Origin of the sequence: Aphanizomenon sp. CS-733/32 (assembly GCF_028330045.1) — a bacterium.
In the GTDB taxonomy this organism is placed as follows: Bacteria; Cyanobacteriota; Cyanobacteriia; order Cyanobacteriales; family Nostocaceae; genus Dolichospermum; species Dolichospermum gracile.
In genome coordinates, this window is the sequence record NZ_JAQMSE010000041.1 from 1 (window position 1) to 9,410 (window position 9,410).

7 protein-coding genes are annotated in these 9,410 nt (G+C 36.0%); 5 read left to right on the forward strand and 2 right to left on the reverse strand.

Translation table 11 applies throughout. The annotated features are described in order from the left end of the window. The first annotated feature begins 20 nt into the window (after positions 1–20). The 5 genes from PN471_RS03880 to PN471_RS03900 all read left to right on the forward strand — a co-directional run bounded on the left by PN471_RS03880 (position 21) and on the right by PN471_RS03900 (position 6,500). The gene (locus tag PN471_RS03880; protein WP_271775742.1) at positions 21–989 is read left to right on the forward strand and encodes a DUF4351 domain-containing protein; all 969 of its coding nucleotides are present in this window, start codon (positions 21–23) and stop codon (positions 987–989) included. Positions 990–1,068: 79 nt separating this feature from the next. After that, the gene (rffA, locus tag PN471_RS03885; RefSeq protein WP_271775736.1) at positions 1,069–2,202 is read left to right on the forward strand and encodes a dTDP-4-amino-4,6-dideoxygalactose transaminase; all 1,134 of its coding nucleotides are present in this window, start codon (positions 1,069–1,071) and stop codon (positions 2,200–2,202) included. 83 nt (positions 2,203–2,285) lie between these two features. Then, entirely contained in the window at positions 2,286–3,818 is a 1,533-nt protein-coding gene (locus tag PN471_RS03890; protein ID WP_271775737.1) for a hypothetical protein, read from the forward strand. 90 nt (positions 3,819–3,908) lie between these two features. Then, positions 3,909–5,492: a hypothetical protein gene (locus PN471_RS03895; RefSeq protein ID WP_271775738.1), complete on the forward strand. Its 1,584-nt coding sequence runs from the start codon at positions 3,909–3,911 to the stop codon at positions 5,490–5,492. 489 nt (positions 5,493–5,981) lie between these two features. After that, entirely contained in the window at positions 5,982–6,500 is a 519-nt protein-coding gene (locus PN471_RS03900; protein ID WP_271775739.1) for a DUF29 family protein, read from the forward strand. A 16-nt stretch (positions 6,501–6,516) separates the two neighbouring features. On the opposite strand, the gene PN471_RS03905 is transcribed toward PN471_RS03900, so the two are convergent. Then, the gene (locus tag PN471_RS03905) at positions 6,517–7,449 is read right to left on the reverse strand and encodes an energy-coupling factor transporter transmembrane component T family protein (RefSeq protein ID WP_271775740.1); all 933 of its coding nucleotides are present in this window, start codon (positions 7,447–7,449) and stop codon (positions 6,517–6,519) included. A 116-nt stretch (positions 7,450–7,565) separates the two neighbouring features. Beyond that, a complete protein-coding gene (gene der / locus PN471_RS03910) occupies positions 7,566–8,930 on the reverse strand; it encodes a ribosome biogenesis GTPase Der (protein ID WP_271775741.1) in 1,365 nt (454 codons plus the stop codon). Between the last annotated feature and the right edge of the window lie 480 nt (positions 8,931–9,410).

A 9,410-nucleotide genomic window follows, 5' to 3' on the forward strand; every position in this document is an offset into this window, starting at 1 on the left:
AGAATTTATGTGACAAAAACATGAGTGAAAGAATAGACCATGACCGTTTATTTAAAGAATTGATATCCACATTTTTCATAGAATTTATAGAACTCTTCTTTCCCGAAGTTCTTAAATACATAGATATCAACTCAGTCTCATTATTAGACAAAGAAATATTTACAGATGTTACCGCAGGAGACAAATATGAAACCGACTTAATAGCCAAAGTCAAATTTCTCGGTGAACCTTCTTACTTTCTCGTTCACATTGAAGCCGAATCAGGAGCAAAATCGAAATTTAATCAAAGAATGTTCCGTTATTTTTCCAGATTACACGAAAAATTTGACTTACCAATTTATCCCATAGTCATTTTTTCATATTCTTCTCCCAAAACCTTAGCCACAAATAACTATCAAATCAACTTTCCTGATTTGGAAGTGCTAAAATTTAATTATCAAGTCATCCAACTAAATCAGCTAAATTGGAGAGACTTTTTAAATCGTAAAAATCCAGTTGCATCTGCTTTAATGTCGAAAATGAATATAGCACCAGCGGATAGACCAAAGGTGAAAGCAGAGTGTTTAAGGTTGTTAGTAACTTTAAAATTAAATCCGGCAAAAATGCAATTGATATCAGGACTTATTGATACATATTTGCGACTGAATAAAATAGAAGAAGAGAAATTTGCAGCAGAAATAGGTTCATTAATACCAACGGAAAAGGAGGAAGTTATGCAGATAGTTACTAGTTGGATGGAACAAGGGATTGAACAAGGAATTGAACAAGGTATTGAACGAGGTATTCAGCAAGGTCGTCAAGAAGCAATTACCAAGGAAAAAGATTTAATTGTCCGTCAAATCAAGAGGAAAGTAGGAAATATTGATATGGAATTAGAAACCCGGATTAAAAGTTTAAATCTAGAGGTAATTGAAGTACTCGCAGAAGCAATATTTGATTTCGCTACTGTGGAAGATCTACGAAATTGGTTAGACAATTTGCATGATTAAGTTAAACTATATAAAACTCCACCTAACTTATTAAGTTTTAACTTCGCAATTTAAAATAACCTGCCAAAAATTAAAACCCATGAATAAAATCCCTTTCAATAAACCCTATATGACAGGTAAAGAGCTTTGGTATATTAGCCAAGCTCACCACGCTGGACAATTGGCTGGGGACGGAAACTATACCAAAAAATGCCATCAATGGCTAGAAGCGCAAACCAATTGCCACAAAGCCTTACTCACCCACTCCTGTACAGCAGCCCTGGAAATGTCGGCCATTTTAGCCGATTTAGAACCAGGTGACGAAGTGATTATGCCCAGTTATACTTTCGTTTCCACAGCTAACGCTTTTGTTCTCAGGGGAGCAGTTCCCGTATTTGTTGATATCCGACCCGATACCCTAAACTTAGACGAAACCCTCGTAGAAGCGGCAATTAGGGACCGTACTCGTGCCATTGTTCCCGTTCATTATGCCGGGGTGGGCTGTGAAATGGATACTTTACAAAACATTGCCCAAAAACATCACCTGCTGTTAATTGAAGATGCTGCTCAAGCACTTATGGCATCCTACAAAGGTCAACCCCTTGGTAGTTTTGGAGACTTAGGTTGCTTCAGTTTTCATGAAACCAAAAATATTATTGCGGGTGAGGGTGGTGCTTTAATTATCAACAATTCCCGGTTTACAGAACAAGCGGAAATAATTCGGGAAAAAGGCACTAATCGCAGTAAATTCTTTAGGGGGGGGGTAGATAAATATACTTGGATCAACCAAGGATCTAGTTATTTGCCCGGAGAATTAATTGCGGCTTTTCTCTATGCTCAATTAGAGGAAGCAGAGAAGATTATAGCAGCCCGCCTGCAAGTGTGGGACTATTACCATCAACTTCTAGAACCCCTCGAAAAAAGTGGTAAATTACGCCGTCCTATTATTCCGCCGACTTGTCAGCATAATGGACATATGTACTATATCCTCTTAAATAGTTTACAAATCCGTACCAGTCTGATAAGCTATCTCAAAGAACAGGGTATGAGTTCTGTATTTCATTATGTACCTTTACATAGTTCTCCCGCTGGACAGCATTATGGACGGGTTCATGGTGATATGAATAATACTAATCATGTTTCTGATTGTCTGTTGCGTTTACCTCTATTTCCAGAGTTGGGACTTTCACAGATTGAAACTGTTGTCATGGCTATTGATAGGTATTTTTTCTAAAAACCTAAAAATATTTCTTTGACTTTGAAAATGCAATCCCCTAAATTCACGATTAAACCATACAATGTACAGTTATAAAGCTCATGAACAAAAAAATCTTGTTTTTTCATCAAACTATAAATTTGATCCGTTTTGTGAGTTATTTAATAATTGTTTCTTGTATTTTTTTATTTGTGATATTTGGCTTATTGAAATGGCCAGGCTTACATCATGATAGTAGCTTATACGCAACGCCGATTTTAAATCTTGCCGTGGGTAATGGGTGGCTATTTGATGCTTATACTCCTGCATTAGTTGCTAGAGATTCAAATGAGTATTCATTTCATGGGGTACTGTATCCGATAATTTTTGGTTTATTACTTAAAAGCACTACCTACGAAAAATTATTTTTTTGGATTGCTATTACAAACGCTTTAACATTTACAGTCTACACATTTTTGTTTTACCGGACAATCGAGACAAAAAATTCTGCTTGGGGTGTTCTCATTGCGACAATTTTTGGTATTACATCAGGTGCAATATGCTTATATTTGCAAGGAAGACCAGAGCATTTAGCACCCTTGCTTACCTCACTTCCTATGTTAGCAAGAGAATACAGTATTACTCGTAAATATTCTCGTTATTTCACATACATAACTTTAGGTCTTTTATTTATTCTCTCCCCCCTTGTAGGCATAATTTATGGAATGGGAATACTATTTTGGGTATCTTTACATTACAAACAAAAATTATTGAGGGAATTGTTATTAGTTGGATTGATATCTACTGGCACTATTATTAGTATAATTCAAGTTTTTTGTTCATTTTCAACTTTAGATTGGATACATAATGTTTTTCTAGTTGGTAATGGTAGCATTATTCCCATAGATTGGTGGAGATTAACATCCAATGGGTTTTCTCTATCTACTCCAGCTTGGAATTTTTTGGTTATTGCAATTGTTTTCTTGGTTTTTAGAACTCTTTGGCAGAGAAAGCTATTTATAGTGTTCACTATATGGTTTATTTTGGGCTATTATCTTTTGCAAAAAGTCCAAGTATATGGATATGTCGGCTTATTTCCTTTACTCCTCCTGATGACAGTTGGCAAAAATCAGGAGTGGATAATTAATATAAGCAAAATTCAAAAGAAATTGATTAGTAGCGCCAGTATTATGTTTTCTGTTTTGTATTCTGCTGTTTTCATCAGGTTAATTTTATTATTCATACTTTATTGGCAACATGGTGTTTCATTTGAAAAAACGGCATCAAATCTACGTGAAATGATTAGCAAATCAAACCAAAATGGTGATTCTATTGCTTTTGATTGGATGAATAACCCCTGTTTTATCGTTTTTGGAAAAGCAGGCGACTCTTTTGTTACTGCTGAAAGCTCAATTATTGGTCAAGATTCAGATTCTTTATTAACTAACTACGAAAGAAAGTTCTCAAAAAAAATAATATATATTGTATTGCCTCAGAAAGGTCATCTTTCAACTCCCCCACAAACATTGAATCAAGGAATGTTCATTCTGGTATCAGATGGATGGAGTAAAAAGCGTGCTAGTTTTATGGGTGTTAAATTAGGTGGTGCTATGCCAGGTTATCAATTTGCACTTTATAAACGAACTGTAAATTAGTATCAAGGCTTACCAGAGTTTCTAATAACTTATGCCGTTGAACTGTAAACTCATTGATAGGTTTTTTAATTTTTTTGGAGGTTAGTTAAGATGTTATTAAATTTTAACAAAACATTACTTGATGTTCAATCTATACTTAATCGTAGATTTTGGACTATTTGGAGTTTAATATTACTAGTAGTTTTTATAATACACTCCTTAACTCTGACTATATCTCCTATTGTTTACCCTGATGAAGCCTACATTATCGAATATGGCAGAATCGTTCTAGAACCAAACACGCAATGGTCAACCATTTGGTCAATTAAGGAAGGAAAACCTTTCTTTCCTCTGTTTTATTTAGGTGCAATTTTACAAGAATTAGCTTTAAGGTTGAGCAATTTTTCCATGGTTGGACCAAGATTAGCTTGCCTAATTGGTGGTTTATTTGCTGCTACAACTTCAGTGGGTTGGTTTTTGTCTCTCAAAAATTCTAAAATATTTGCCTTTGTCTTGGGTATTATTTTCCTCCTAGATCCTATATTTGTTTTTAGCTATCGTTCTGGTCGTGTTGATTGTTGGGTGTTAGGATTATGTTTAGCTAGTTGTTGGATTTTAAGTGATATAACTCTTAAATCTGAGCTTAGTTCCTGGCGAAACAAATTGATGAAAATTGGATTCGCAGGAATGCTTTCTAGCATAGCTTTTTTTGTCTGGCCTTCAGTTATTATGGTGTATCCTTTAGTCTTAGTTCAATTATATCTTTTAAATCGACAACTTTATGTAATTAATACTAATTTGAATAAGTGTTTTATAGCAACTATTGTTTTTATTAGTGCAGGACTTGCAACAGCAATTTTATTAATGATTCCTATTTGGCAAGATGTTATTAGCGGTTTTAGTAATATCTTTATTGCATCTGGGGGAACTGGAAATACTTTAGATCGGTTATCGAGATTACTCGAAATTAAATCTTTTGTTTACAGTTTTCAGATTAGTCCATTTTTGTTTTTGACTACTTTATTTATCTTGATAGCTCAAAAACCTACAATATGGGTCTATCCAACACTATTTGCTACTGCCATTGCAATGATAACAAATCCCTATCCTTTTAGAGTATTATATCTTTTGCCTTATAGTCTGATTTTAATTTCTCAATTTAACATCAAATGGAAAAATTATATAAATATTAAATATATTCAAATTGTTGTTTTGTGTATTTTGTTAGTATGGAGTATTGGTATTTCATTAATATCTCGTCCAATTTTATCGTTAACGCAACACGCAAGTAGAGATCATCAGATATTATTAAATGCGGCAATTCAGGAAATTGGTTTAGGTGCAGATAAAAAAGTTTATGATTCAACATTACAATTTTACTATGTAGGTCGTTCATTAAAATGGCAAATGTTTCGTCCTATTAAACATGATGGAACTCAATGGAATGATAAATTATTTGAAACCTTTCTACAGAAAGTAGATTATGCTATAGTTCCAGAAGATTACGCAAGTCGGGGAATTGATACATATAGTAATAATGAGCCTGAAGTTATCACAAAAGCAGGCTTGGAATTTTATAAAATAATTGTTGATAACCCAAATAATAAAGTTTCAAGAGGATTTCTTGATAGAAACTCACTAGGTGGTGGTTTACCTTATGGTGCTTATAAACTATATAAACGAACTATCAAATAGTATCCAAACTGATGTTAACCACAAATGTCCGCAATTGAGATATACTTTGTTTATCTTGAAAGCGATCGCTAATTATGAAATCTAAAAAAATCTCAAATTAGCCGTTGGAGAAATTCTTTAGCATCAGAATTGCAATCGCCTCTTGCCAATCACACCATCCCCAAGCTATATTTACCCTGCGAGGTAGCCCAAGATAGAGAACAATTTGCAGATGTGGATGGTATCAGGGCGCACAGGTGCAAGCTTCAAACCTGGATTTCAAAACACAATTTATAGGTTTAATAGACATACCATGAGTAAAAAAGTAGGGTATGTTAGCGACAGCGTAACGCACCATTCCACATTAAATCAGAATTACAGGTTATTAAATTTGCGTTCCTAAACTATGAGCGATCGCATATAATTATCTAATATAGATATGGCGGTATGCAATACAGCAAAACTCTGAATTTTTCTCTGTATAAGTGAATTGTCTTGAGGTAAGAAAATATGACACAGGAATTAACAGACCTCAAAAATAGTATTGTACAAGGACGTTACACTGATGCTTTGGCTATTGTAGATGAATTAGAGGGCATGAGTAAAAAAGCTATTTTACGTCAAATTAAATCTTTTTTAAAGGTGTTATTAATTCATTTGATTAAAAATCAAATAGAACAAAGATTAACTAATTCTTGGACTGCTTCTATTCGCAATTCATTACTAGAAATTCAAGATATTAATCTTAAAGAAAATAAAAAATCCTATTATATCAATCAAGATGAATGGGACAATTGGTTACAAGAGGAAATAGAATTAGCTATAGCTGATGCAAGTTTGGAAGTATTGGGAGGAATTCATAATGAATTTGAATTGGTGGGAATGGTCAACAGAAACGAGGTAATTTCTGTCGCAGGTAAATTTTTGGAATTGACTCATCTATATTCAGTCAAAGAGTTACCAAAAGCGATTGTCAAACTGTTAATTCAGTTACCTGGTGGTGAAGATTGGAAATTGGGCAAAAGATGAGATGGTGAATTTTAAGTCACGCTGCGCTATCAGCACCAAAGGCTATTCTGATTACCCAAAATACCATTAAAGTGGCGATCGCTAACCAATCACCCATTTTTAATTTTAACTCTTGCCATTTAACTCGATGTTCGTTAGGACTAGTAAAACCCCTTACCATCATCGCATTTGCCATTTGTTCTGCCCTTAAAAGCAGATTCTCTAATAATCTCTCGGTGACAATTAACCAAACTTTTGCTCCTCCTTTTAATCCTAGCTTCTTCCAATTAATGGCCCTAGTCATCACCGAACGCACTAGGTTTTGGATTTCTTCTAAAACTAGGGGGATAAACCGCAAGGATAAAGTTAAAGTCAGGGTAATTTCTGTAACTGGAATATTGAACCTTCTCAAAGGCTGCATTAAACTTTCCATACCCGAAGTAATTTCTTCTGGTGCGGTTGTGAGTAAATATAAATTAGTGCTGTAGATTAATGTAAAAACTATTGTACTCAAGCTAATTGCTAAATCCAAAGAACGGCGATTTATTTTCACAAATCCTTTCTGAAATAACACATAGCTATATTTTTTATTGCTATCTGCTATGACTGGGGTAACTTGGGTCTTTTTATCAGTTATTGGTTGAGTGAGAATTTGTTCATTTGCGGGTAAGCGGGACTGATAACTCACACCTAATCCATCAGGACTAATCGCGCCAATAATCAATACCATGAATGATAGTACCAATAACCAGCCCATTTGTTGTCGCCATACTCGCAGAGGAATTTTGGCAAATAAAGTAAACGTAATTAGCAGTAATACTAGTAATACCCGCCAATAGTTATTAGCGATAATATAGCTACTGAGAAAGCTAAGTAACCAAAATAATTTAACTCGCGGGTCGAGTTTATGTAACCAAGTTTGTGGTTCTTCTAAGTAAAGTCCGAGGGGGAGCGATCGCAATAAATCCATGTTTTTGTCAGTTGTCAGTTGTCAGTTGTCAGTATATTCAACCCGCGTAGGCGGGTTTTGCCTGTGTAGCCGTGACTTCCAGTCGTCTGGCGCAAGATTTAACTGACAACAGTTTCCTATTTTACACGAGTAGCACGATTTGGTCCGCCAATTTCCATTTCTCGAACTTTCTTACTGCGCCAAAATAACCGAATCGGTGTACCTTGAAAGCCAAGCTGTTTACGGAATTGGCGTTCAATGTAACGGCGATAATTGTCATTAAAGCGGGTATTGTCATTAACAAACAGCGCAATAGAAGGCGGCTGACTGCTGACTTGAGTACCATAGTATATCTTACCCTGACGACCGCCCCGTGAAGTCGGTGGTGAATGCCAACTGATAGCATCTTCCAGAACTTCATTGATTACTGATGTACTCACACGGCGTTTGTGTGCCTCAGCCGCTTGATTGACCAATTCTAAAATCTTTTCTACCCGGAGTCCCGTATTCGCGCTCACAAAAATAGTATCTGCCCATTCGGTAAAATGTAAGCGTGATTCTAATTCTTTTTCATGGTCATAGATGGTGTAAGAATCTTTTTCAACAGCATCCCATTTATTCACAACCACAACACAAGCGCGACCTTCTTCTAAAACGCGCCCTGCTAATTTTTGATCTTGTTCAGTGACACCATCTAAAGCATCAATCACTAATAAAACCACATCAGAACGACGAATAGCTTTAAACGCACGGTTAATACTGAAAAATTCCGTTCCGTATTCTATATGTTTCTTTTTGCGAATACCAGCAGTATCAATTAACCTATAAGTTTGCCCACCTCGTTCAACTACTGTATCAATTGTATCTCTTGTTGTTCCCGATATAGGACTGACAATAGCTCTATTTTCACCGACAAAAGCATTGAGTAAGCTGGATTTGCCTACATTTGGTCTACCAATAATGGCAACTTTAATTTCTGTATTTTCCTCTACTTCTACCGTATAAGGAATATGCTTCATTAACTCATCCAGGATTTCCCCTGTCCCACCACCATGAATAGCGGAAATGGGGAAAGGTTCACCTAGTCCTAATTCCCAAAATTCAGCGGCTTGAATCACCCCTTGGTCTGGAGATTCACATTTATTCACAGCCAGTAATACGGGAACTGGTTGTTGACGTAACCATTCGGAAATTTCTTCATCTGCGGGCATCAGACCAGCTTGCCCATCTACTACGAAAATAGCAGCAGAGGCTTCTGCGAGCGCTGTTAAAGCCTGTTGGCGAATCAAGGGGAGAAATTCGGTGTCATCGTTAAAAACCAAGCCACCTGTATCCACTACGACAAATTCCCGATCATTCCAAAAAGCTGGACGGTAAGTGCGATCGCGTGTTACCCCTGGTTCATCGTGGACTATCGCCGTTTGATCTCCGGCAAGACGATTCACAAAGGTAGATTTCCCCACATTGGGGCGACCGATAATTGCAACAATTGGCAATGCCATAAACTAGAGTTCTTTAGTGCTGAGTGTGTAGGTGTGCTGAGTTTTGTCTCTACGTTCTTCACCCAGCACCATTTTAGAGAACAGAGAACTACTAATTGTATCATACTTTTTGTCGGTTGTCAGTTTGTCTAAAATTGGTGGGGGGAAGCGCTCCGTAGGAATCGCAAACTGCGAAGTAATCGCCCAAAATTATCCTATTATCTAAAGAGCGATCGCTTGACTTTCAATATCAGAGCGATTTTCAATCTTTTTTTAACTGTGTAGCAATACCTACCATGTTTTGATTTCTTTTGAAAGGAATGTAGTAAGTAGATAACACCCTCGAATTTAACAGTATAAATAGGGCTTGCTGAATAAACCGAAAACCTAGATATATTAAGAGTTTCCGGGGTAAAAAAGTGAATTAGGTGCAAGGAATAAGCATTGAAACCATTAAAAACCTATCACTTTCTGGAATTTGAGACTATTCTTATATCTTTC

What these genes read in the sequence shown, in the direction of transcription:
- PN471_RS03890 (WP_271775737.1), top strand. Translation starts at nt 2,286, where the DNA reads ATGAACAAAAAAATCTTGTTTTTTCATCAAACTATAAATTTGATCCGT.
- der (WP_271775741.1), bottom strand. Translation starts at nt 8,930, where the DNA reads ATGGCATTGCCAATTGTTGCAATTATCGGTCGCCCCAATGTGGGGAAA.
- PN471_RS03900 (WP_271775739.1), top strand. Translation starts at nt 5,982, where the DNA reads ATGACACAGGAATTAACAGACCTCAAAAATAGTATTGTACAAGGACGT.
- PN471_RS03905 (WP_271775740.1), bottom strand. Translation starts at nt 7,449, where the DNA reads ATGGATTTATTGCGATCGCTCCCCCTCGGACTTTACTTAGAAGAACCA.
- PN471_RS03895 (WP_271775738.1), top strand. Translation starts at nt 3,909, where the DNA reads ATGTTATTAAATTTTAACAAAACATTACTTGATGTTCAATCTATACTT.
- PN471_RS03880 (WP_271775742.1), top strand. Translation starts at nt 21, where the DNA reads ATGAGTGAAAGAATAGACCATGACCGTTTATTTAAAGAATTGATATCC.
- rffA (WP_271775736.1), top strand. Translation starts at nt 1,069, where the DNA reads ATGAATAAAATCCCTTTCAATAAACCCTATATGACAGGTAAAGAGCTT.